Below are 25,383 nucleotides of genomic sequence, written 5' to 3'. Positions count from 1 at the left end.
TATTACGCCTGCTTTACTTACTGGAAATACAAAGCCTTTGCCAATCTTAAAAAGGCGTATATAAGCTAAAAAGAGCCGTTTTGGCAGGTAACTGATCAGGTATGTGTTTAATTACGCACACTTTCCGCACACCCATAAGAAAGTTTTTTCTTTCTGAAGCATGAAATTACCTTATAGACTCACTCATTGCGCAGGCTGTTTACCGGATTAGCCAAAGCTGCTTTGATGGCCTGGAAACTGATGGTGAGTAAAGCAATAATTCCGGTGAGTACGCCTGCCAGTATCAGTAACCAGGGGCTTACATTAATACGGTAAGCAAAATTCTGCAACCATTGATGCAGCCCATACCAGGCAAGCGGCGCTGCTAGGCCAAAGGCAATAAGCACAAGCTGTAGAAAATCCTTGGAAAGCAGCACTACAATATTTCCTACCGAAGCCCCTAGTACCTTGCGCACGCCAATTTCTTTGGTACGCCTGGATATAGCAAAGGAAGCCAGGCCGAATAAGCCCAAACAGGCAATGAATATAGCCAGACCTGAAAATATACTGGTGATTTTGCCAAATTGAAATTCGCTTTTGTATTGCTGGTCAAACATTTCATCAAGGAAATAATAGTTAACCGTTTGCCCTGGAAATAATCGTTGCCAGGTATTTTCAGTAGCTGCTATGATGTCTTTGGCATGCCTGGTGTCTATTTTGATCGAATAGAAAGTATTATAATTGCCACTGTACCAGTAAATCATGGGCAAATGGGTCTCTTTCAGCGAACGCTGATGGAAGTTTTTGATCACCCCTACAATGGTTGAATACCCTGCATCTGTTGCTCGCAAACTGATCTTTCCGCCTAAAGCCTGCGCAGGTGAAGCAAAACCCAGTTGTCTGGCTGCCTCTTCATTAACGATCACATTTCCGGAATTGGGGGAAGATTCAAAAAAATTACGGCCGGCTGCCATTTCAATTTCAAGAGTAGGAATAAATTGGTGATCAATCCCGTACATATAGTAATTATATCCGCCTTTGTCATCTGACCCATACCGGACAATTGAGTTATTGGTATTCAGTTCATGTACGCTTACGCCAGGGACAGAACCTGATCCGGCTACCTGTTGAACATATGGATTTTTTAACAGTTCATTTCTAAAAACCTCTTTGGTGAGTAAAGAAACCGAATCACCACTGCTCATAGCAGGTGATGTTACCACCAGAATCTGGCTGGCATCCATGCCTAGTTGCTGGCTTCGCATAAAATGTACCTGCTGGTACACAATAAAGGTGGTAGCAATTAGTATAACGGAAGCAGCAAACTCTGTTATAACCAGTCCTTTACGTAAATAGCTACTCTGGTGAGTACCAGAAAATCTTTTTTGCAAAATGAGGCTTGGCCTGGCGGAAGATAAAAATATGGCCGGATAAATACCGGAAAGCAAGTTGTTTATAAGAAAAGTAAAAGCCAGGGTATACCAGAAATCCGGACTTTGAAAAATAGTAGTGGGAATGGGTTTGCCAATAATCTCTGTGTATAAGGGCAGGCAGATTTGTATGAGAAGTAAAGAAAGCAGCAGGGCAGCTATATTAATTATGGCTGATTCTACCAGAAACTGATGAATAAGGGATAGTTTAGACGAACCCAGGGTTTTGCGGATGCCTACTTCTTTGGTCCGTTCCATTACTCTGGCGGTAGTTAGGTTTACGTAATTGATTAAGCCAATCAGCAGGATGACAAAGGCAATAGCCAGCAGGAAATGAACGATTTGTATATCTCCGTTTACTTCGGGTTCAAACTCTTTGTGAGAGTACAGGTGAATATTTTTGATAGGCTCAGCGGTTAGTACTTCGTTTTTCAGCCTTTCTCCGGAGATAGTTTTCAGGGCCTGGTTAAGCTGCGCGAGGGAAGTTCCGGGCGTTAGCTCCACATAGGTATAATTATTATTTCCATTCCAGTTATTCATGTCCCAGCCAAGTTTTTCAAGGGTAAGAAAGGAGAGAATAATGTCCAGTTTCAGGTGCGTATTCTCTGCAATATCCTCAATAACACCTGTTACCATTACATTATCAGCAAGCGGCTTTACGTGAAATACCTGGCCTACTACGTCTGTACTGCCAAAAATTTTCCTGGCTACTGTTTCGGTAAGTACCGCCTGCATCGGCTGTCGTAAAGCTTCAGCCGGATTGCCTTTCAGAAATGAAAAACTAAACATAGAAAACAGAGAAGGGTCTGCGGCGTATACCCGTTCTACCAGTATGGATTTTTCTTTCATTCCTGCTTCACATTGCCCTATCTGCTGAACACGTACATAATCGGCCACTTCCGGCATTTGTGTTTTCAACGTTGGCGCTAAAGCAGGATAGGTTTCGCAGTCGGTTGCTACATACTCAGCCCCTTTGTATAAATCCAGGGTTACGCGGTAAATACGGTCTGCCTTGGTATGAAAACTCTCATAACTGTACTCAAACTGCACATAATAGATAATCAGCAGAAAAGCTGTGGTGGCCATGGCCAGGCCAGCCACATTAATCAGGGAAAACACTTTATTTTTCAGCAATGTACGTATAGCAATCGTGAGGTAGTTCTTGAACATGCGGGTAGAGTAGTTAATGAGTAATGAGTAACAAGAAATATTGGCAGAGCGCAAAGGGCAGTACACTAAAAGATATATTCAAATATATAAACTTTCCCTCTGCGCTCTGCCTTTACTTATTCATTCCGGAGGCTTTTGATGGGGTTCATCAGGGCCGTTTTAACAGATTGGTAGCTAACCGTAAGCCAGGCAATAAGTAAGGCTAGTAAACCTGAGATTATGAATACACTGGGGCCAATATCTATGCGGTAAGCAAAGTTCTGTAGCCACTGGTGCATCATATACCATGCAATGGGTGCAGCTATAATAAATGACAGAAGCACAAGCCGGGTAAAATCTTTAGAAAGCAGCAGCACAATAGACGGCACCGAAGCGCCTAATACTTTGCGGATACCTATTTCTTTGGTGCGCTGCGTAGCAGTGTAAGAAGCCAACCCGAATATGCCCAGGCAGGCAATGAAGATAGCCAGGGTGGCAAAGGTGATAAACACTTGCAGAAACCGTTGTTCCGCCACATAGAGGTTCTGTATATCTTCATCCATAAAGGAATATTGCAGCGGAAACTCAGCGTCAAACTTTTTCCAGGTACGTTCAATAAAACCAATGGTGGCAGGCATATCTTTTCCTTGGATACGAACCCACATAAACTGTATAGGATTAGATACCGGAGAAGATAAGTTAAACACCGCCGGCTTAATTTCATTATGCAACGAAGAAAAATGAAAATCTTTCACTACGCCAATAATCCGTCCTTGTTTCATACCCCAGTCTTTTCCATTAAATACATTGCCTGAAAGAGGTTCATTTACCGGATTGTCCAGGTTCAGGAATTTAGCAGCTGTTTCATTAACCACCCAGGCATCTTTTACATCGGAAGGAAAATCTTTAGAGAACCCACGGCCGGCAATAATTTCTGTTTGCAAGGTTTTGAAGAAATCCGGATCTACATCCATGGTAGCAATACTGATTTCTTCCTTAGTATTGTCTCTTACCTTGTACTGCCGCCAGTTTGTACGGCCGGTTGTCAGTTCATTGTTGGCACCTGTTACACCCAGCACCTGGCTGTTTTGCAGCAACGCTGATTTTACTGCTTCAAACCTGGCAGATACCTTGGATGATAAGGGAATAGTCAGGATCTGATCGGTGTTGATGCCTAATTTGGTGTTCCGGATAAACTGCATCTGGGTAGAAATAAGCAGCGTAGACACAATCAGGATAATAGATATACCAAACTGCATCACCACCAGGCTCTTCCGTAAAGCCAGAGAGCTGCTTCCGGTTTTGGTGACATTCCCCTTTAGCACACTTGTCATTTTAAAAGCAGACAGGAAGAATGCCGGATAACTGCCTGCCAGCAATCCGACTAATAAAGAAAAAGTAAATAACCCAACAGCTATCCAGAGGTTATTGGTAAAGCTAACCGAGAGTTCTTTTCCGGAAAGTTCATTGAACCAGGGCATAGCCAGAAAAGCTATGACATAGGCCACCATCAGAGCCAGGATAGAAATAAGCACAGATTCACCCAGGAACTGAGAAATCAGTTGAGATTTGCTGGCACCTACTACTTTCCGTAAGCCTACTTCTTTTGCCCGTTCTATAGACCGGGCCGTAGTCAGGTTCATGTAATTGATGCAGGCAATGAGCAGAATGATGAATGCCACTGCTGCAAAAATATAGACATAGGTAATACTGCCATTGGCTTCTATCTGATCGTTAGATTGAGAGTAGAGATGAATGTTGGTGAGCGGCTGAAGAGTTAATTGCATATAATTAGTGGCATTCTCCCCCACATATTTGTTAATAAAGCCGTTGAACTGCGATTCTATGGTTTGCGAGTTATAATTCTCCGGAAGAAGCACATATGTATAGTGAGAAGTGCCTCCGCTTCGTGGATGGCGCATCCAGTCCGGATAGCGGGGTTCAACTGTGCGGATAGAGACGACCAGATCTACCTGGAAATGTGATGTACGGGGGGCTTCTTTAATAACCCCAGTCACTTTCACCAGATCTTCATTAATGGTTAACTGCTTATCCAGCGGACTCTCCGCACCAAAATATTTTCTGGCTATGTTTTCAGTAATGACTACCGAATTAGGTTCATCTAAAGCATTCGCAGGGTTCCCTTGTACAAACTGGAAAGAGAAGATATCAAAAAAGGTGCTGTCAGCAAAGCCAATCCGCCCTTCAATAAACTGCTGATTCTTGTATTTCACGAGGTCTGGCACAATATCCATCCGCACATAACTCTCTATAGCCGGAAAAGCCGTTTGCAGCAAAGGAGCCAGGCCAAAATTAGTTTTAGCAAAGGGCTCCATGTTCTGCCCGCCCCGTATAGAAGCCCCTTCTACCCTGTATATCCGCTGCTTCTTCACATGGTGCTGGTCGAATTGTAGTTCATCAGCAATAAACAGCACAATCAGCAGGCAAGCCGCCATACCAATAGCCAGGCCCCAGATATTGATCAGAGAGAATACTTTATGCCGGAGCAAACTCCTGAAGGCAATGATGAAATAATTCTTTAACATAGGATTAAGATGGTTAATGACTAATGATAAATGATTAGCCAAGTGTTACTTATGGTATATGTTCATTGGTCAATAATCATTCATCATTATTCATTCCGCAGGCTTTTGACAGGGTTCATTAGGGCGGCTTTAATAGCCCGGCCACTTACAGTGAGGGCAGCTACCACTAAGGATACAGCTATGGCTATGAGAAATGGAGCCGGGCTAATTGTAATCTGGTAGGCAAAATTCGCCAGCCATTCATTAGTGATCCATAAGGCAGCCGGAACGGCTACCAAGCCGCCAATCAATACCAGTTTCAGAAAATCTTTGCCTAACAGCAGGATAATCTGGCTCATGGAGGCGCCTAGTACTTTGCGCACCCCAATCTCTTTTACCCGCTGCTCAGCCATAAAAGAAGCCAGGCCAAATAAGCCTAAAGCCGCAATGAAAATAGTGAGCAAGGTGGTATACAATAAGGTTTGGCCTAGCCGCGTCTGGTTATCATAGAGTCTGGAAAAATCTTCGTTAAGGAAGCTATACTGTACAGGATGAGCCGGCTCTATGCGTTTCCAGAAGTTTTCTACATAAGTTACCGTAGACCGGATGTCCTGCGAAGCCATGCGGATAGCTGCATATCTGGCTCCACGCGATTTTAAATTAGGCAGCATAATAAGCGGCTCTATCTTTAACTGCAGGCTCTGAAAATGAAAATCTTTCACTACGCCAATAATGGTACCCAGCTTTTCCTGGCCGCTGGAGCCTATCGGATGGCCCACCGGATTTTGCAGGTTGTATCTGCGGACGAAAGCTTCATTTACAATAAAAGACCGGCCGGTAGTATCTGTGTAATCCTGCCAGGAGAAAAACTGCCCTTGTATCATTTGCAAATCCATTGTTTTTATGAAATCAGGATCTGTCCAGTACATAAACGCATCCTGGTCTTCCTCTACCCCGGCAATTTTAAACATATTATCCGGACTCCAGGTACCAGGCAGGCTGGAAGCTACAGTAATTCCAGCTATCCTGGGGTTCTGCATCATTTCGGACTTTAAGGCTTGTATCTGATCTACCGCTTCCGGAGTATTGATAGGCACTACTAAAATTTGCTCAGCCGCAAAGCCTAGTTCCTGGTCTTGCATATACCGTACCTGCCGGTAAATAAAGCTCATCACAATTGCTACTGTAATAGCCATCGCAAACTGCGCAATGACCAGACCCTGCCGTAAAAACTGCCCCCGGTCACGCTGCAACCCTTTTCCTTTCAGCACTTCTACCGGACGGTACGACGACAGAAAAAATGCCGGGTACAAACCCGAAACTATGCCCAGAAGCAGCACTAACATCAGCAGATAGGGGCTTATATCTATCCACTGCGTCCATTCCAGCTGCAAGTGTTTGTTAGTAACGATATTGAAAGCTGGCAGGAACAGGTATGCCAGTAAGATCACCAAAGGCACACAGGCCAGACTTTGCAATCCCGATTCTGACAAAAATTGAGTAACCAACTCCTGGCGGGAAGCTCCGGTTACTTTACGAACACCTACCTCTTTTGCCCGTTTGGCTGCCTGAGCGGTGGCCAGATTCATATAATTGATACTGGCAATAAGTAATATCACAATAGCTACCGTACCCAGAATAACAGAATTGCGGTAATCTCCTTTAATGGTGAAAGGGCCGCCCATGTCGTCGGAATGTAGATAAATGGCTTTCAGCGGTTGCAATTTCCAGTCTGGCAGTTGCCCATATTTCACGTTGTATTTGGCGGCTTCTTCTTTTGTGCGGTCGGTGGCTACTTTTGTTACTTTTGCCTCTAAAGCATCAATACTCGATTGGGCATGAAGGGCTACATAGGTTTCAGGATTATTGCCACCCCATGATTCAAAATAGCTGCCTGGATCTGTGTAGTAAATTTCGGCTTCCAGGTGTGTTTTCCCGGCATAGGGAGCCAGTACCCCGGTAATTTTATAATCTTGTTTATCGTTTACCCGTAAGGTTTTGCCCACCGGATTTTCCTGTCCATAAAGTTTCTGAGCTAATGGCTGGGTAAGCACGGCCGAGAAAGGTTGATTTAAGGCTGTATGCCTGTCTCCATGGATTAAGGGTAAACGAAAGACCTTTAGAAAACTACTGTCGGTGGTAACGGCTAACTGGGTATAGAGTGATTTATTTTCTTCTGTCGTCAGCAGTATCTGGCCATTGTTAGCCAGACTGGTAGCAGCCTCTACTTCCGGAAACAGCTGCTTCATGGTAGGTGCCAGCGGTGGCGGAGTCCAGGCACTTCCCCCCGGGCCTCCACCCCATTGCCGGTATACCCTGTACATGTTCTCCGCATTCGGAATCCAGGTATCATAGCTCTGCTCCTGCCGGATATACAGCATGATTAAGGTGGCCACAGCCAGGCTTACGGCTAGCCCGGATATGTTCAGCAAGGTGTATATCCGGTGTTTGCTGAAGTTCCGCAGGGCGATAGTTATATAATTTTTTATCATGGTTTTATGATGGTTAATGACTAATGATTAGGTAGGCATTAGCCGATATTTTTTATTGTCATTAGCGATTACTCACTCCGTAGACTTTTCACCGGGTTAGCCAGCGCTGCTTTAATGGATTGATAACTTACCGTAAGCAGAGTAATGAGCAAGGCGCCTATTGCCGCTCCTATGAAAATCCACCAGGAAATCTGCAAGCGGTATTCGTAGCGCTGCAGCCAGGTGTACATCAGGTAATAAGCTACTGGTGCTGCAATCAGCAAGGAAATAAATACCAGCCGGACAAAATCTTTGGAAAGCAGCATCCACAAATCTGTTACGGAAGCACCCAGGACTTTGCGCACGCCAATTTCTTTGGTCCGCTGCTCCGCTGTAAAGGAAGCCAGGCCGAACAGACCCAGGCAACTAATAAATATGGCAAATCCGGCAAATACCCCTGACAAGGTTCCAATTCTTTCTTCATCACCAAATTTTTGGGCATACTGCTCATCCACAAATTTGTATTCGAAAGGCGCAGCCGGGTTGTATTGTTTAAAAACCTGTTCAATAATATTCAGAGATGCCCGGGCATTTTTGGCAGGATTCAATTTAAGCAGAATTACATTGCCATTGTCTTTGGACAAATGAAAGAGTGCTGCCCGCACCGGATGATAAGGCGATTGCACCACCATATCTTTAATTACGCCAATGATGGTGTATGAATTGTCGTCCCAGGTGATTTGCTCGCCAACCGGATTTTCCATGCCTATGAATTTTGCCATAGCTTCATTAATAACAAAGGCCGAAGAATCAGTTGCAAACTCTCTGGAAAAATCCCGCCCGGCAACAAACTGCCAGCCAACTGTTTTACCAAACTCATGTGTTACGCCACTATTAGGAAAGTCTAGCGCCAGATTCGGGTCTTTGCCTTTCCAGGTGAACCCCCCATTGGTGTTCCATACGTCTGTCGTAGGGCTGGTAGCTTCTGTCATTTCTACAATGGCACCAGCGGTTTTCAGTTCATTGCGCACCACCTCCCAATGCTTGTGGATTTCTGGTATCACCACATCTACTTGTATGAGGCCATCCCGGTCATACCCGATCGGGCGGTCTTTGGCATGCTGCACCTGTCGGAATACGACAACCGTACCAATAATTAAGGTAACAGAAACCGTAAATTGCAATACGACCAATACTTTGCGGGGTACAGAAGCAAGCCGGCCGGCCCGGAAGGTACCCTTCAATACTTTTACTGGTTGAAAAGAAGACAAATACAAAGCCGGGTAACTGCCAGCGATTAACCCGGTTAGGAGAATGAAACTGATGCAGGAAAGCCAGAACAGTGGATTGGTCCACAATACCGTCATGCGCTTATCAGCCACCTCATTGAAAAAAGGCAAGGACAGTTCGACCAGAATCAACGCTAAGACGAATGCTAAGACAACCACTACTAAAGATTCGCTGAAGAACTGAAAAATCAGTTGCTGCCGCACCGAGCCAACGGTTTTCCGGATGCCTACTTCTTTAGCCCGTTTCTCACTGCGGGCGGTGGCCAGGTTCATAAAATTGATGCATGCCAGCAGCAATACAAATACACCAATTACCCCAAACAGCCTGACAAACTGAATTCTTCCGCCTTCATTTATGCCATTCTTAAATTCAGAATACAAATGCCACTGGCTCATTGGATGCAGAAAAACTTCCGCTTTATATCTTTTATCTTCTTCGGAGACATTATTGAGTTTTACGTTTTTGATTTTTGCCGATACCTGCGCTATATCTGCATGATCCGCTACCTGGGCAAAGGTCTGCGAGAAGTTACTGCCCCAGGGGTCGGTCATATTCTTAATCCAGTCATTGCTGCTGATATACAATTCCCAGGGCAAGAGGAAACTCATCTCCCGGAACTCCGAATTATACGGTATATCCTCATACACCCCAGTTACTTTTACATCATATTTACTGTCCAGCCGGATTACTTTATTCATGGGGTCAGCATCTCCAAAGATGGCATAGGCGGTTGACTGGGAAAGTAAAATAGAATAAGGATCTTTTAACCCGTTACGCGTACCTTTCAACATTTTCAGCGACAGCATTTCCGTCACAGCCGGTTCAAAGTAGTTTCCAGATTGTAAAAGCCGTTTATCTCCATAGGCTAGGATGTGTGAAGAATTCCATGATGACTGCAAAACATAGGTAAAATCGCTGCCATAATTCTGGCGGATTTCTTCAGCCATTACAGCCGGGTTGGATACCTGAGATTCTTTTTTTCCATTATATACATTATGCTGCATCACGCGCACAAGGCGGTCATAATTCTGGTGATAACGGTTGTAGGAAAACTCATCATACATCCAAAGTCCAATCAGTATAGCCACCGCCATGCCTACGGCTAAGCCACCAATGTTGAGAGAAGAATATACTTTATTTTTCCACAAGTTGCGGAAAGCAATGGTCAAATAGTTTTTCAGCATGGCTATTTCAGTTTGATGGGTGCAGATTAATGACTAGAAAAAATAATGCAAAGTTTACAAATATCTGTTTTTCAGACATTTAAATCAATTTATCGGATTTATAAATGTCCGGTTCTGATACAATGGGCGTCCGTAAACAACACAAAAACAAATGAAATGTATGCGCCAGACCAGCCTGAATGGCAAACACCCGCCAGTTTTTTAAGAACTTTTGTGAATAGGATTGCTTCTGTATATATTTAAACCTTCCTTACTTAACCCTCACAACCTAACCCGTATGAAGAGACAACTAATAATACCTTTCTTTTTGCTGCTTTTTGTTTCCCTTGCCTATGCCCAGCAAGAGCCGGTAGACCTGCAAATGATTGAAAAGATTAAAGACGAAGGCCTGAACCGTTCGCAGGTGATGAAAACGGCTTTTTACCTGACCGATGTGATTGGCCCAAGGCTTTCCGGCTCCGCAGGCCTGAAGCATGCTAATGAGTGGACCCGCCAGCAATTAGCTGACTGGCAACTGGCCAATGCCACTATTGAACCCTGGGGAGAGTTTGGCCGGGGCTGGGATATTGAAAAATCGTATGCAGCCATGACGGCCCCTTATTACCAGCCGCTTATTGCTTCGCCTAAAGCCTGGACACCCGGTACCAATGGCCTGGTGAAAGGAAAACTGATGCTGGTAAATGCCGAGAAAGAAGAAGATTTTGCCCAATACAAAGGCCAGCTAAAAGATAAAATTATTCTGGTGCAAACTACTCCTGATATAAAAACCACCTTTGAGCCAGATGCCAGACGTTTTACCGACGACCGGCTGGCAGAAATGGCCGGTACTGCAGCATCGGCTCCCTCCTCTTCCGGATTATCTCCAGAACGCATGGCCGAGTACCGGGCCCGCCGGGCCGTGCGGGAGAAACTGAGCCAGTTCCTGATGGAAGAAGGAGCAGCATTGGTTATTTCCAATGGGCGCGGCATGCATGGCACCTATTTTACTTCTAATGGAGCCTCTTACGCGGCAGATGCCCCAGCTGTATTGCCTGAACTGGAAATGGCAGCCGAACATTATGCCCGTATGCTGCGCCTCTTGCAAGCACAGCAGGAAGTAGAAATAGAAACAGAGATCAAAACCCGCTTCAATACTGACCTAACCGGCTACAATGTGGTAGCTGAAATTCCGGGTACCGATAAAAAGCTAAAAAGTGAACTGGTGATGGTGGGTGCCCACCTGGATTCCTGGCATTCGGCTACCGGAGCTACCGATAATGCTGCCGGAACCGCAGTGATGATGGAAGCCATGCGGATACTAAAAACCATTGGGATAAAGCCCCGCCGTACGATCCGGATTGCTTTGTGGGGCTCTGAGGAACAGGGCTTATTTGGCTCCCGCAACTATGTAAAAAATCACTTTGGCGATGCCCAGACCATGAAATTACTGCCAGACCATGTCAAGCTTTCCGCCTATTATAATGTAGACAATGGCACAGGAAAAATCAGGGGAGTGTATTTGCAGGGGAACGAAGCATTACGGTCCATTTTCCAGGCCTGGCTGGAACCGTTTAAAGATATGGGAGCTACAACAGTCACCATCCGCAATACTGGCGGCACCGATCACCAGTCCTTTGATGCAGTAGGATTACCCGGTTTCCAGTTCATCCAAGATCCGGTAGATTATAACACCCGTACGCACCACACCAACATGGATACCTACGAACGCTTACAGGAAGAAGATTTGAAGCAGGCCGCTGTTATTGTAGCTTCCTTTGTGTACCACACCGCCATGCGTGACCAGAAACTTCCCCGCAAAACTATGCCGGAAGCCAAAGCCGCCGGAGCAAACTAATTTAGTATAGCACTCTAAACCTGTTAGGTTTTTGAAACCTAACAGGTTTATCTGCTTCCAGAACATTTCCTGAAAAACAAAAGCCTGGCTATACATCAGGCTTTTTGTATTGAACTATATACTTGTTTAAGAACATCAAACTGTCATAATCTCAGTTTCCTTGTTAGTCAACAGCACTTCGGTTTTGGCAATGTAGCTATCTGTCAGTTGTTGTACTTTTTCTTCGGCTCTTTTTACTTCATCTTCAGAAGCTCCTTCTTTCAGCAGTTTTCTCAAAGACTCATTGGTGTCTTTGCGGATGTTGCGGATGCTTACTTTGCCGCTTTCGATTTCATTTTTCACCTTCTTCATCAGGTCTCTTCTCCGTTCTTCGGTTAAGGGAGGAATATTCAGTCTGACGAATTCGCCATCCAGCATAGGTGTCAGGCGCAGGTCACTGTTATTAATGGCTTTGTTGATTTCACCCACCATCTTTTTTTCGAAAGGTTTAATTAAAATAGTGCGTGGATCAGGCGTATTGATAGAAGCTACCTGAGCTATGGGAGTCATGGTACCATAGTACTCCACAGAAATGCCATCCAGCATAGAAGGCATGGCTTTCCCTGCCCGGATTTTACTCAGTTCAATACTTGTGTGCTTGACAGCCTTCTCCATGGAATCTTTGGCATCTTCCAGAAATAGTTGTATCTCTTCCATCGGTTTGTGTATGTTTTTTGAAGTTTCGTTGATATAGTTTTTAAAAGAGGCGTTGTCTTGTCTGACGGCATCTTAGGCTACTAACGTATAACTACCCACTGAGTAGTATATTAATCCATGCTAATCAATGTACCTACTTGTTCTCCTTGTACTAGTTTATATAAATTGTTGGATTTATTCATATCAAATACTATAATGGGCAATTTGTTTTCTTTACACAAGGTAAAGGCGGTCATGTCCATTACATTCAGGCCCATTTTGTATACATCATCAAAAGAGATGGTGGAGTAACGGGTGGCCGTTTTATCCTTTTCTGGGTCGGCACTGTATACGCCATCTACGCGGGTGCCTTTCAATACAACATCGGCTTCTATTTCAATGGCCCGCAAGCTGGCGGTAGAATCAGTAGTAAAATACGGATTACCTATGCCTGCGCCAAAAATAACCACTCTTCCCTTTTCCAGGTGGCGTACAGCCCGGCGGCGGATAAACGGCTCGCATACCTGTTCCATCCGGATGCCCGACATCACTCTGGTATATAAGCCCACTTTTTCTAAGGCTCCTTGTAAGGCCATGGCGTTAATTACCGTTGCCAGCATACCCATATAGTCGCCTTGCACACGGTCTATGCCGGCTTGCTGGGCTTCTATTCCTCTAAAGATGTTTCCTCCTCCAATTACAATGGCTACTTGTGTGCCAGCCTGTATCACTTTTTTTATTTCTTCCGAATACTGCAATAAAACTTTAGGGTCAATGCCATAGCCTTTGGTACCACTGAGGGCTTCGCCGCTCAACTTGAGAAGGATTCTTTTGTATTTCATGTATATCTAATTTTATTTCTACTGGTTACAGGGAATATCCGGTGAAGGCGGCTCCCAGGTTTTTGCACAGAAATATACTGGCCTGTGGCTAAGAGCTTTTCCGGTTCCTATACGTTAAAGTTGAAATAAGTACGTATAAAAATCTGGCAAAGATAATGAAATTACTTTTTGAAGGGGAAGGAATTTAAAAATAGTGGAAACTGGCTTACGTAGGTACACAAAAAATCTCTGGTGAGCAGCACAGTCCTGATCACCAGAGATTTTTTGTTTATTGACTTTTTATAAACTTTTCAGCCAGGCTTTGGCTTTTTCTACATCGGGAAAAAAGGAAATGACTAACCCTGAAGGATCAGTCATGGCAGCATACTCATTAACTGAAAACTGTCCGAAAAAGCTCATTGGCTGTACAGCAGCCATATGCGTGATGCCGGCTTCTACCAGTCTGGGATTTAGCCACTCTACCAGCCAGGCTATGTCCTCGTCTATTACTATTCTTAAATCCCGCACATCGCTAAGCCAGTAAAATCTGGGATACTTTTTTGCATGTTCAGCAGCGTAGGTATAAGCTTTCACCATTACTGCCCGGAAGTCTTCACTGGATCTGGCATAGCCCCTTAGCATACCATGAAAACAGGGTACCTCTTCATCAATAGCTATCGTATAAAAATCAGTCTCTTCGTATATCGTCATGGGTTATTCATTATTAGTCGTTGGTTATTACTCAAACTGCACCAGTACCTGATTTTTCTCCACACTCTTACCAATATTCACTGGAAGGGCTTTAATAATGCCATCTACCGGAGCTTTTATGGCGTTTTCCATCTTCATTGCTTCCAGAATCAATAAAATATCGCCTTTGTTTACGGTGGCGCCTACGGTTGTTTGTATTTGCAAAATAAGGCCGGGCATTGGTGCTTTTACTTCTTTTACCTGCCTGGCCCCGCCATTAGCCATACCCATTTTTTCCAGCAATAAATCCAGGCGATCCTGGGCTTTTATATGATAGATATGTCCGTTGATCTTGATAACAAGTACTTTTCTGGCATAATCTGCCTGTAGTATTTCTGCCGTATACGACTGGTTATCTTTCAATATATGAAAGGTATGAGCGTTTACAGGCTGTACATCCCAGGCAAAGAGGTTTCCATCCACTACCAACTGCCCATTATCCTGTATAATTTCGTAGGTTTGTTGGTCGTTAACTGTTATTTTGAACATCAGTCTTGTTGTTTAGGAAAAGTAATATCATTTTCTTTACAGAAAAACCTGTAAAGTTCCTGATCGGTCAGACAGCTCATTCCGGTTAGCACTGGTTTCCTATACGCCCTACAGGATTTATTTATACTCACTAGTAAAAACAAATATGCGTAAAAATTTCATATATACCTTTATCTGCGTAGGGATAATGAGTGCCTGCCAGACTACCAAACCTGCTAAAACTACTACCAACACCAATACCCCGGTAACGGAAGAACCTGTAGCAGCAACCGACAGTTTGGAGAGTGCAGAGATTACAGAAACAGACACCCTGCCTGCATGGGCCGCCAGCAAAGGAAAATACAATCCGGAACGGACTAAGCTTAACGACCTGCTGCATACCAAGCTGGAAGTAAGCTTCGACTGGCAGAAGCAATACCTGAATGGAATAGCTACCCTCACTTTCAAGCCCTATTTTTATCCGCAAAACACGTTGATACTGGATGCCAAAGGGTTTGATATTAAAGGAATTAAGTTACTAGATGAGAAAACCAAAAAAAGCTCGCCGCTGCAACACCAGTACGACGGTAAGCACCTGACCATTCAGCTAGATAAAACCTATACCCGTGCAGAGCAATATGTGGTAGAAATTGTATATACCGCCAAGCCGAATGAACTGCCAGAAGGAGGCAGCGAAGCCATTACCTCAGACAAGGGTTTGTATTTCATCAATGCTGATGGCTCCAATCCTAACAAGCCCCGCCAGATATGGACGCAGGGCGAAACAGAAGCCAACTCTGCCTGGTTCCCCACCATTGATTCGCCCAATGAGCGCACTACGCAGGAGATGTACATCACCGTAGACAGCAATTTTGTTACCCTTTCCAACGGAGCTTTGGTTTATTCCCGCACTAACCGCGATGGCAGCCGCACTGACTACTGGAAACAAGACAAATCGCATGCGCCGTACTTGTTTATGATGGCTATAGGTGAGTATGCGGTTGTGGAAGACAAATGGAATAATATACCTGTAAATTATTATGTAGAACCAGCGTATGCGAAATATGCCAAAGATATTTTTGGACGTACTCCGGAAATGCTGGAGTTTTTCTCTAACAAACTAAAGTACAAGTTTCCCTGGGATAAATATTCACAAGTAATTGTGCGCGACTTTGTTTCCGGAGCCATGGAGAATACTTCCGCCGTAACTTTTATGGAAGCCGTACAGGTAGACAACCGTTCGCTGCTGGATGAGCATTGGGATAACATTATTGCGCATGAACTGTTCCATCACTGGTTTGGCGACCTGGTAACTACTGAATCGTGGGCAAATCTGCCGCTGAACGAGTCGTTTGCCAATTATTCGGAATACTTATGGAACGAGCACAAGTATGGCATAGACGAAGCCGATTTTCATGCACAAGGCGAAGAAGACCAATACCTGGCCGAATCGGAAGATAAGCAAGAACCGCTTATCCGCTATAATTATGTAGACAAAGAAGATATGTTCGACAGCCATTCCTATGCCAAAGGAGGCAGGGTGCTGCATATGCTCCGTAAATATGTGGGGGACGATGCCTTCTTTGAAGCGTTAAATCTTTACCTGAAGAAGAATGAGTTTTCAGATGTAGAGATACATAACCTGCGGCTGGCGTTTGAAGAAGTTACCGGTGAAGATTTGAACTGGTTTTTTAATCAATGGTTTCTCTCTCCCGGCCATCCGGAATTGGAAGTAAGCCATCAGTATACCAATGGAAAGGTACTATTACAGGTAAATCAGCTACAAGATTCGGTCTATACACCTATCTATAAACTACCTCTGAAAGTAGACGTATGGGTGAATGGCAAAAAAGAACGGCACCAGGTAGTTGTGAACCAAGCCAGCCAGACCATTGAAATTCCAGCTGCTGCCAAACCTGATCTGGTTTTATTTGACGGAGAAACGCAGCTACTGGGCCTGATAATGCATGAGAAATCACCGGAAGAATGGGCTTTCCAGTATGCCAACAGCGACAAATACCTGGCCCGCTACGAAGCCATAGCTGAACTTACCCACGTAGATGACCCCAAAGATTCTACCGGCATCCGTCCGGCGATGGATTCCCTGGGCGAAAAAATAGCCATCCGTGCATTAGATGATAAATTCTGGCATTTGCGCCAGTTGGCTATTCAGAGTTTTGAAAAATACAATGGCTCCCAGGCAGCTGCAGTGGAAGCAAAGCTCAGAAACCTGGCTACCAGCGATCCCAGATCGTATGTGCGGGCGGAAGCCATTAACGTGCTTTCTTCCTGGGAAGGCAAAGATTATACAGCTTTGTATGCACAAGGCCTGGAAGATAAGTCGTATACCGTAGCGGCTGCTTCGCTGTTTGCCTACATGCAAACCGGAGCACCAGATCTGGCTGAAAAAGTGGCCAAGTTTAAACAGTATACCGACAACAATATTATATTCACCGTTGCCTATTACTACACTGAATCTGGCGACCCAGGTGCCTACGATTGGTTTGTGGAAAGGCTGCAAGGGGGCAGTACGCAGATGCAACAGCAATTTATTCAATTCTTTGCTGCCTACCTTACCAAACTTCCGGCAGAAAAAAAGATGGAAGGCATAAAAGTACTGGAAAAAGTAGCCCGCCAAGATCCGGCCTACCAGGTGCGGCTCTCGGCCTATCAGTGGCTGGGCTTGTTTGAAGAGATGGAAGAAGTAAAAACCATCCGCAAAGAAATCCGGGAAAATGAGAAGAATGAGAAGCTAAAGAATTTGTATAATATGGTGCCCTAGTTTATGAGACCTGTGAGGTTTTGTAAACCTCACAGGTCTCATTCTGTTTGTAGGTCATCTTTGCAAAGTAGTAAATCTATCAGTAAACGCATGGATAGGAAATAACTACTACCGGACAACTAGCCAATCAAACCCTGATCTATACAGACATGAGACATGCTAAATTACTACAGAGATTCTTTCTAATGAGTGTCCTGACTCTTCTAGTATGCCTCCACCGCTTACAAGCGCAACCCAAAAATGCGGTTAAGCTAAATGTTTTAAGTTTAGGAGTACTAACATTTTCCGGCTATTATGAAAGAGCCCTTAGTGAACGCTGGAGCCTGCAACTAGGCCTCTCTCATACACCTGGCGTAGCGTTTCCCTGGATAAATGCTACAGAAACTACCTATGGAGGGATTGGAGAAGTAAAGTATTACCCAAAAAAACAGACCATGGCTCTGGAAGGTTTGTATGTAAGCGGGTTTTTAAGGTACCATTATTGGAACACGACGTATTTTTATTATTACAATGATGGGTATAGAATTAGAACCGCCTATGGGGGTGGTTTCACTGTAGGCTATCAAAAGCTTTTGCTCAACAAGCACCTATCCATAGACTTATTTGCTGGGCCTCATCTGAGTAAAAACATCCTACTTACCAATTCGGAAGCAGACCTTGCAAATAGAAGGTTAGTAAATCCGGCAGGCCTCCGGGTAGGAGCTACCATTGGCTTTGCTTTTTAACGAGACTAGCTACAGCAGGTACATGTACCAAAATCTGCAACTAAAGCAGTTGTTCATTACAAAAAGGAAGTTTGCTTCAGCAGGGCCTTTTCCAGCAGCAGCATATATTCTTCTCGGGCTACTTCTACCGCACCATACCGCTCTACATTATCGTTGATAAACTGGGTATCCAATAGTTCAAATGCTTGCCTTTTCAGCTGCTCAATCAGGTAGTAAAAAGCCACTTTGGAGGCATTGGGTTTCAGGTAAAACATAGATTCGCCAAAGAATGCCCCGCCCAGGGCTACGCCGTACAAGCCGCCTACCAGTTCCTGGCCTTCAAACGCTTCTACACTATGTGCAAAGCCCATTTGGTGCAACTGGGTGTAGGCACGGATAATTTCTTCCGATATCCAGGTATTATCATCATCCTTGCGGGGGGCTGCGCAGTAGTGCATTACCTGCTCAAAACAAGTATTGAAGCGGATATCGAATTTCTTCTGGTTAATAAAGGGCCTTAATGATTTTTGTGGTTTATAGGTGTAAATGGGAATAATGGCTCTGGGATCTGGGGCATACCAGTAAATGCGGCCACGTTTGCCTTCGGCCATCGGAAACACACCATTGGCATAGCCATATAATAATTGTTCAGCCGTCAGGGGGTTTCTGGAAGACATATGTTGATAGAGCTGATTAAATGATATGCTGATGTGCTGATGATTGCCTGAATTTACCTTAAAACTTCTTTTAATGCTTGCACTGCCGTATGCGGAGGTGTTTTTTCATACAAAATGCTATACACCATTTCTGTAATCGGCATGGATACTTTATGTTCTTTGTTTATCTCATGAATACTTTTTACAGCATAATAGCCTTCTGCAATCATATTCATTTCTACTTGTGCCGATTTTACACTATAGCCCCGGCCAATCATATTGCCAAAGGTACGGTTGCGGCTAAATTGCGAATAAGCTGTAACCAGCAGATCGCCCAGGTAAGCCGAGCCACTCAGGTCCCGGTGTTTGGGGTAAATATGATCGATAAACCGCTTAATCTCCTGCATCGCATTCGACACCAGCACTGCCTGAAAATTATCTCCATAGTTTAAGCCATGGGTGATACCGCAGGCCAGGGCAATAATATTTTTCATAACAGCACAGTACTCAATACCATATACATCATCTGTCGGGGAAGCCTGTACAAAACGGCAGCTCATCAGGTTGGCAAAATCTGCAGCCTGGTCTATGCTTTGAGAGGCAATGGTCAGGTACGATTGCTTTTCCAGGGCTACTTCTTCGGCATGGCAAGGGCCGGCAATAACACATAGCCGCTCTGCCGGCACACGAAAGTCGCGTTCCACCCAATCGGTTACCAGTAGGTTTTCGCCCGGAATCATCCCTTTAATGGCTGAAATCAGGGTTTTGCCTGCCAGATGCTCCGGCAACAACCCTTGCATGGCTTGCTGCACAAAAGCTGCCGGAACAGCCATAATGACGTAGCGGGCTTTTTCTACTGTTTTACGAATATCGGTGTAGGCTTTTACTTTCCGCAGATTGATCTGTACATCACTCAGGTAATGCGGATTATGGCCATACTGGCTGATGTAGTTTACGTCTTCTTCGTTTCGTAGCCACCACTTAATTTTCAGCTCTTTTTCAGAAAGTATTTTGATAATAGCCGTGGCCCAGCTTCCGCCGCCGATAATGGCTATGCAGGGCAGCTCAGAGGTATAGGTGGATTTTGGTTTCAAAAGTAAAAAGTTAATGCTGAAGGCTCTGTTACCCGGAACCTGTATGCAAATATATACACGACCAGCAGGTATAAACAAAAAATCCGGCAGTTATCCACTACCGGACTTTCGCAACCAGGGTAAAACTATTTTTTAGCAGGGATTTCCGTGCCTTCCTACTTCTTAGGACTGAGGTCCGCCCTGAGTAGCTTTATCTTTCTTATCTCCTTTGCCAGCTTGCTTTTTGGCTACATCATCGCCATTATTAAGCCGCTTAGAAATTACAATAAATGGTCCGGATACTACTTCGTCGCCTTCTTTCAGGCCACTTAAAATTTCAATATTTTCGAAATCACTAATGCCGGTTTTAACTTCCCGCATCTCGGCTTTGCCATTATTGTGTACAAATACTACTTCTTTAATTTCATCGGCCTTATTGGCAACTTGGCGGGCCGGCGGATTAGTATTCTCCGGACCACCTTCCGGATTTTCTGTGCCTTGTACCGGTACATTAGGATTCCGGGTAGTAACTGAAGCCAAGGGAACAGACAATACGCTTGATTTCCGTTCGGTGATAATATCCACAGAAGCCGTCATGCCTGGGCGGAAAGGCGGCAGTTTTTTATTATCCCGTACCAGATCGGCAAACGACTCATTAAGGATACGCACTTTCACTTCAAATTCTGTTACGGCATCCTGCGAAGCAGCAGCTTTGGCAGTATTAGAAACCAGCGTAACTATTCCTTTAAACTTTTTATCGGTATTCGCATAGGAATCTACCTCAATAACTGCCGTATCTCCCAGGTTTACCCGCACAATGTCGTTCTCATTTACATCTACCAATACTTCCATATTATTAAGGTTGGCAATGCGCAGCATTTCGGTACCAGCCATTTGGGAAGTTCCCACCACACGTTCGCCTTTTTCTACATCTAGCTTAGAAATGGTGCCACTAACCGGTGCCAGTATAGTTGTTTTACGGAGGTTTTCGCGGGCATCCTGTAAACCGGCTTCGGCGCTGCTAATTAAATATTTAGATGCTTGCACATTCTGTTCGGCAGATAACACTTCTTCCTGAGCCACTTTAAAATCTGTTTGTGCCTGCAGAAAATCTGAATCAGAAATTACCTTTTCTTCATATAACTTTTTATTGCGGGCAAATTCTACTTCAGACCGGGCAAGTTGTGCTCGGCTTTGGGCTAAGCGTGCCTGTGCCTGAGCCAGGTTAGCGCGGTTGTTATTAACGGTTGCCAGCGCCCGGTCTACGGCAGAAAGGTAATTATCTGGCCGGATTTTTAGTAACAACTGGCCTTGCACGACAGAATCGCCTTCGGCTACATGGAGTTCGGTAATTTCACCGGACACATCAGGACTGATTTTTACTTCTACTTCTGGCTGAATTTTTCCGGAAGCACTTACCTTTTCGATGATCTCTGTCCGTTTTGCTTTGGCTAACTCTACCTCTACAGGCTTTGGTTTACCAATCCACCCCGCCTGCCTAGCTACTACCGCTGTAATTACCAGTAACAGCACTATGCCACCCAGGATATATAATAACTTGTTGGATTTTTTGCGTTTAGCCATTCAGGTAGTTTTTAATTAGAAAGATAGAGGTTTATTCTGATAAAAGTCTAATATTTTGGTTCTGAATATGTATTCATATTTGGTATTGATCAGGTTGGCTCTGGCTCTGTCCAGATTTACTTTGGCCAGGTTATAGTCCACAGAATTCAATAAACCTACATTGAAACGGCTTTCGGTAGCGCGGAAAGCCAGTTCCAGCGAAGCTACCTGATCTTTGAAGGAAGCAAAAGAAGCAGCAGCAGCCAGCATGTTGTTATACGCCTGCTCAATATCCTGGCGCAGGGTAATGCGTACATTTTGTGCATCCAGTTCGCTTAACTTTCGTTGAACCACCGCCCGGCTAATCTGTGTGCGGGTTTGCCAGCCGTTAATGATCGGCACATTCAATCGCAAACCCACAAAGTTACTCAGGTTATCGCCTAACTGCCGGAAGTACGGATATTCTCTGGTAGCCGTTGGTGTGGTTTGAATGGCTTCTTTAAAAACAGGTGCCTCGTTGTTGCCCCGTACGTAACCTAGAATTTCGCCTGTTGGGCTAGGGCCACCAGAACTTGGATTGTCCAATAAGCGGCTTTGGTCAGAGTAGTTCGTATTAAGGCCAGCTACGGCAGATAAAGATGGATACAAAGCGCCTTTGGCTACTTGTACGCCATACGTATTGCTTTCTACCAATAAATCTGCACTTTTTACACTGGGCAGTGTTTTTTCGGCAATTGCATATACTTCTACAGCTGTTTTATCATAGGGGGATAAGGCCGGATCTTGTACCTCAATTGTTTCTACTTCAAAGTCATTTTGTGCCGGCAAATTCATGGCTTGCATCAGGTTGAGTTTAGCCAGGTTCAGGTTATTCTGGGCAGTTACCAATGAAGCTCTGTCTATGGCCAGCTGAGCTTGTAAGTCTAATAGATTGGTTTGTGGTAAAGAACCAGCTTCTACCAGTTTTTGGGTACGCTGAACCTGCAGGTCAGATTGTTCTACCTGGTTTCTGGCAATGGCCAGTAACTCCTGGTTAGAGATTACCTGCAAATAAAATAAAGCCACGTTTAACCCGACAGTATATTTAGACTGCTCTATGGCATACTGAGAGGATTCAGCCGCACTCTGGCTTTGTTTGATAGATTTAAGACGTTGCCCAGCCTGAAAAAGAGTTAAGCTTCCATTTAAGCTAACATTGCTGGTCTGTTGATTACGGGTAATAAAATCCTGCGTGGTAGGATCAAGCGAACGGCCAGAGTTAAAACTGTAGCTGGCTCCGGCATTCACCGTTGGCAGAAAAGCCGCTTTCGACTGAAACAGAATGGCTCTATCGGCATCGAATTGCAGCTGGCTACGCTTCACATTAATACTGTTGGCAAACGCATAATCTACACACTCCTGCAGCGACCAGGTGGTCTTTTGATTTTGTGCCTGGGTGCTGCCAATGCCGGCCAGGAGTAAAAAGCAGAACAATAAAAATTTAGAAGTTGACATAAGGGTGTAATAAGTAGGTGATAGTCGTTAGATGTTTTAAGGTATACTCCTATTGCAGGAGGGTGAACAAATATATTAAAGATCAATATCCGGAATGTAGATTACTTCATTTACCCACCGCAGGCTCCGCAGGTATTCCAGCGTTAATGGCCGGATACCAGAGTCTGTTTCAATAAACTGGCAGGCCAGGTCATGCTTGCCTTTCCGCGAAACATTCATGGTAGCAATATTACAATCATCGTGGGCTACTACATCCGCAATAAAAGCAATACTGCCTTTTATATCTTCCGCTGTAATAATGAGTGTATGCAACTGGGCTGAAAAATCGGCCCGGAAACCGTTTACCTGGGCAATGTTAATCAGCCCCCCTCCTCTGCTTTCGCCTACTATTTCTACCTTCCTGCCACCGGCTGTTAAATTCAGCTTCACTGTATTGGGATGCAAGGTAGAAGCATTGCCTACGGACTTAAAGCTATACACCAGATTAGCTTCCCTGGCATGATCAAACGCCGTTTTTATGCGGGTATCGTCTGTTTTAAAATCAAGCAATCCAGCCACTACGGCCCGGTCGCTGCCATGCCCTTCATAGGTACGGGCAAAAGAATTATAAAAGGTAATGGTAGCTTCATCTGGCTGCTGGCCAAGTATCCGTCTGGCCACTCTGGCAATACGCACCACCCCGGCTGTATGTGAGCTGGAAGGCCCGATCATTACCGGCCCAATCATATCAAAAATGCTGCTTCTGCTACTCATTGTACAAATATGCCGATTATATCATAGGGATGGCTTACTTAATTTAAGCTTTTTCAATAATACATAGTATTTTTAAGGGCCTGAAATAATTATTGATAAATGGCAAAATGATTAGATGAACTTTGTTTCTGCGTTATTACTATTGTCAACTTGCTGCAAGCCAGATGAATATTATCTATAATTTTGAGTGGGCCAAAGAATTTTCACTGATGCCCGAGCCAGGCAACCGGGCTTTTCAGTATGGCGATGGATTATTTGAGACCATTATCTACAAGCAAGGCCAGACCCGCTTCCTGGAAGATCATTATACGCGGCTAATGCAAGGGGCAAATGCTTTTGGGATGCAGGTACCTATACAATTCTCGTTGCCTTATCTGCAGGAGAGCATCCAGGCGATTGTTCGAGCGAATAATCTGGGAAATTCGGCCAGGATACGCATTCATATGTGGCGGAAAGCCGGCGGTACGTATACCCCACTTCACCATGAGGCCGAATTTTGCATAACCGCGCATACACTTTCTGCTACAGCCTCTGCTGTGAAAGAAAACGTATATTTCTATGAAGATATACGGTTGGTGGCCTCTCCCCTTTCCCGCTTCAAAACCTGCAATGCGTTGCCATATGTAATGGCCGGTATAGCCATGAAGCAAAAAGGAGCCCATGACATGATTTTACTGGATGTATATGGCCATATATCGGAGTGTGTGGCTTCTAATCTATTCTGGATAAAGGAAAATGTGCTGTATACCCCTGGGCTGGCAAGTGGCTGTATTGAAGGCATTATGCGGAAACAGATTTTTAGAAAAGCACCTGAGCTGCAAGTGCCTATACAGGAAGGGCTGTTCTTTAAGGAAGATTTATTGTCCGCTGAAGCCGTTTTCTGCTGCAATGTGGCAGGCATCCAGGTAATCCGGCAGGTAGCAGGTGAGGTATTTCAGGAGAAGCATCCGGTGTTTGAAGAATTACTGGCTATCGGGTAAAACAGAACTTCTGCTAAGTAAAGACCTTTTTGTTTAAGTAGCTTATATACTTTTGATGATTGCAACTTTTTAAGAAATCAGTGCAGGATGCTGCTGCTACAAATGTTGCGTATATTCGTCTATCCGGGCAGCTATACGCACCTGTTGCTAAGAGTTGCGTATATTCACTTAATAGGCAGCAAGTAAGGAAGAAAATGATAGAAATACACGCATGGATTACTCTTCGCTATGATGACTATGATACGGAAGAAGAGTATCAGAGGAAATTCATTGCTCATTTCAAACAATATCTTCAAGCCAATTATGATTGGTTACTACAGGAGGATTATTGTAAATTAATTGTATATAATGGCTTAGACTGTTTCTCCCTACATACACAGCATAACCATAAAGGAAAGTTTTATGCCTTAAAAATATTTGAATGGGTAGCCAAAGAAGGAAAAGGAAGTTACGGGATGTTATACTTTCATGATGAAGAAGATGATAGCTTACACAATGAATTTCAAGTCTATGTCTTAAAGCGAGGAAAGTTGTACAAACAAGCGGATAAGTTCTTATCTCCCTATTTTTCCGAAGTGGAAAAGGTGTATGATGACTTAAATCCACCGAAAGATTAAATGAATGAAAATACCTGCTGCCAACGCCAAATTCATCCGCCAACCTGTGCTTCACAGCGCAAACCTCAACACAGCACACGGTATGCGGGAATTATTGCTACATTAGGCACAAGTAAAATAATAATAACAGATTAGTAGTGAGACAAAATTTAGCGGTTTTCTTTATCCTTATTCTTCTCTCAAGT

General features: G+C 44.3%; 18 protein-coding genes. 5 read left to right on the top strand and 13 right to left on the bottom strand.

Features of this window, described 5'->3' with window-relative positions; translation table 11 throughout:
• Positions 1 to 179 precede the first annotated feature (179 nt).
• The 4 genes from Q0590_RS13910 to Q0590_RS13895 form a co-directional block, all read right to left on the bottom strand.
• Positions 180 to 2,579: an ABC transporter permease gene (locus Q0590_RS13910; protein ID WP_302038163.1), complete on the bottom strand. Its 2,400-nt coding sequence runs from the start codon at positions 2,577 to 2,579 to the stop codon at positions 180 to 182.
• Positions 2,580 to 2,695: 116 nt separating this feature from the next.
• Positions 2,696 to 5,104 carry an ABC transporter permease gene (locus Q0590_RS13905; RefSeq protein ID WP_302038162.1) on the bottom strand — a complete coding sequence of 803 codons (2,409 nt, stop codon included), beginning with the start codon at positions 5,102 to 5,104 and terminating at the stop codon, positions 2,696 to 2,698.
• Between the two features lie 86 nt (positions 5,105 to 5,190).
• The gene (locus Q0590_RS13900; RefSeq protein ID WP_302038161.1) at positions 5,191 to 7,575 is read right to left on the bottom strand and encodes an ABC transporter permease; all 2,385 of its coding nucleotides are present in this window, start codon (positions 7,573 to 7,575) and stop codon (positions 5,191 to 5,193) included.
• A 68-nt stretch (positions 7,576 to 7,643) separates the two neighbouring features.
• Positions 7,644 to 10,028: an ABC transporter permease gene (locus Q0590_RS13895; RefSeq protein ID WP_302038160.1), complete on the bottom strand. Its 2,385-nt coding sequence runs from the start codon at positions 10,026 to 10,028 to the stop codon at positions 7,644 to 7,646.
• Between the two features lie 277 nt (positions 10,029 to 10,305).
• Here Q0590_RS13895 and Q0590_RS13890 point away from each other — a divergent pair, with 277 nt between their 5' ends.
• Positions 10,306 to 11,862 carry a M28 family metallopeptidase gene (locus Q0590_RS13890; protein ID WP_302038159.1) on the top strand — a complete coding sequence of 519 codons (1,557 nt, stop codon included), beginning with the start codon at positions 10,306 to 10,308 and terminating at the stop codon, positions 11,860 to 11,862.
• 135 nt (positions 11,863 to 11,997) lie between these two features.
• On the opposite strand, the gene frr is transcribed toward Q0590_RS13890, so the two are convergent.
• The 4 genes from frr to Q0590_RS13870 all read right to left on the bottom strand — a co-directional run bounded on the left by frr (position 11,998) and on the right by Q0590_RS13870 (position 14,597).
• Entirely contained in the window at positions 11,998 to 12,558 is a 561-nt protein-coding gene (gene frr, locus Q0590_RS13885; protein WP_302038158.1) for a ribosome recycling factor, read from the bottom strand.
• Between the two features lie 110 nt (positions 12,559 to 12,668).
• Positions 12,669 to 13,379, bottom strand: a complete 711-nt coding sequence (gene pyrH, locus Q0590_RS13880) for a UMP kinase (protein ID WP_302038157.1) — start codon at positions 13,377 to 13,379, stop codon at positions 12,669 to 12,671.
• A 279-nt stretch (positions 13,380 to 13,658) separates the two neighbouring features.
• On the bottom strand, positions 13,659 to 14,069 hold the full coding sequence (locus Q0590_RS13875; protein WP_302038156.1) for a hypothetical protein: 411 nt from the start codon (positions 14,067 to 14,069) through the stop codon (positions 13,659 to 13,661).
• Between the two features lie 27 nt (positions 14,070 to 14,096).
• The gene (locus tag Q0590_RS13870) at positions 14,097 to 14,597 is read right to left on the bottom strand and encodes an acyl-CoA carboxylase biotin carboxyl carrier protein subunit (RefSeq protein WP_302038155.1); all 501 of its coding nucleotides are present in this window, start codon (positions 14,595 to 14,597) and stop codon (positions 14,097 to 14,099) included.
• Between the two features lie 145 nt (positions 14,598 to 14,742).
• Between Q0590_RS13870 and Q0590_RS13865 the strand changes: the two genes are divergently transcribed.
• On the top strand, positions 14,743 to 17,358 hold the full coding sequence (locus Q0590_RS13865) for a M1 family metallopeptidase (RefSeq protein WP_302038154.1): 2,616 nt from the start codon (positions 14,743 to 14,745) through the stop codon (positions 17,356 to 17,358).
• A gap of 149 nt (positions 17,359 to 17,507) precedes the next feature.
• Positions 17,508 to 18,083 carry a DUF3575 domain-containing protein gene (locus Q0590_RS13860; RefSeq protein WP_302038153.1) on the top strand — a complete coding sequence of 192 codons (576 nt, stop codon included), beginning with the start codon at positions 17,508 to 17,510 and terminating at the stop codon, positions 18,081 to 18,083.
• Between the two features lie 56 nt (positions 18,084 to 18,139).
• On the opposite strand, the gene aat is transcribed toward Q0590_RS13860, so the two are convergent.
• The 5 genes from aat to sdaAB form a co-directional block, all read right to left on the bottom strand.
• On the bottom strand, positions 18,140 to 18,739 hold the full coding sequence (gene aat, locus Q0590_RS13855) for a leucyl/phenylalanyl-tRNA--protein transferase (protein ID WP_302038152.1): 600 nt from the start codon (positions 18,737 to 18,739) through the stop codon (positions 18,140 to 18,142).
• 53 nt (positions 18,740 to 18,792) lie between these two features.
• Entirely contained in the window at positions 18,793 to 19,812 is a 1,020-nt protein-coding gene (locus tag Q0590_RS13850; RefSeq protein ID WP_302038151.1) for an NAD(P)H-dependent glycerol-3-phosphate dehydrogenase, read from the bottom strand.
• 162 nt (positions 19,813 to 19,974) lie between these two features.
• Positions 19,975 to 21,375 (bottom strand): efflux RND transporter periplasmic adaptor subunit, encoded by a 1,401-nt coding sequence (locus Q0590_RS13845; protein WP_302038150.1) that lies wholly within the window; start codon positions 21,373 to 21,375, stop codon positions 19,975 to 19,977.
• Between the two features lie 15 nt (positions 21,376 to 21,390).
• Positions 21,391 to 22,848, bottom strand: coding sequence for a TolC family protein (locus Q0590_RS13840; RefSeq protein WP_302038149.1), 1,458 nt, complete (start codon positions 22,846 to 22,848; stop codon positions 21,391 to 21,393).
• A 75-nt stretch (positions 22,849 to 22,923) separates the two neighbouring features.
• Positions 22,924 to 23,601 carry an L-serine ammonia-lyase, iron-sulfur-dependent subunit beta gene (gene sdaAB / locus Q0590_RS13835; protein WP_302038148.1) on the bottom strand — a complete coding sequence of 226 codons (678 nt, stop codon included), beginning with the start codon at positions 23,599 to 23,601 and terminating at the stop codon, positions 22,924 to 22,926.
• 164 nt (positions 23,602 to 23,765) lie between these two features.
• Between sdaAB and Q0590_RS13830 the strand changes: the two genes are divergently transcribed.
• Complete coding sequence (locus tag Q0590_RS13830) at positions 23,766 to 24,581, top strand: aminotransferase class IV (RefSeq protein WP_302038147.1); 816 nt, start codon at positions 23,766 to 23,768, stop codon at positions 24,579 to 24,581.
• A gap of 59 nt (positions 24,582 to 24,640) precedes the next feature.
• Positions 24,641 to 25,198, top strand: a complete 558-nt coding sequence (locus Q0590_RS13825) for an Imm7 family immunity protein (RefSeq protein ID WP_302038146.1) — start codon at positions 24,641 to 24,643, stop codon at positions 25,196 to 25,198.
• Positions 25,199 to 25,383: the final 185 nt, after the last annotated feature.

This window comes from Rhodocytophaga aerolata (genome assembly GCF_030503435.1).
Lineage (GTDB): Bacteria > Bacteroidota > Bacteroidia > Cytophagales > 172606-1 > Rhodocytophaga > Rhodocytophaga aerolata.
The sequence above is the reverse complement of the archived record's forward strand: the minus strand, read 5'-3'. Positions and strand labels throughout refer to the sequence as shown.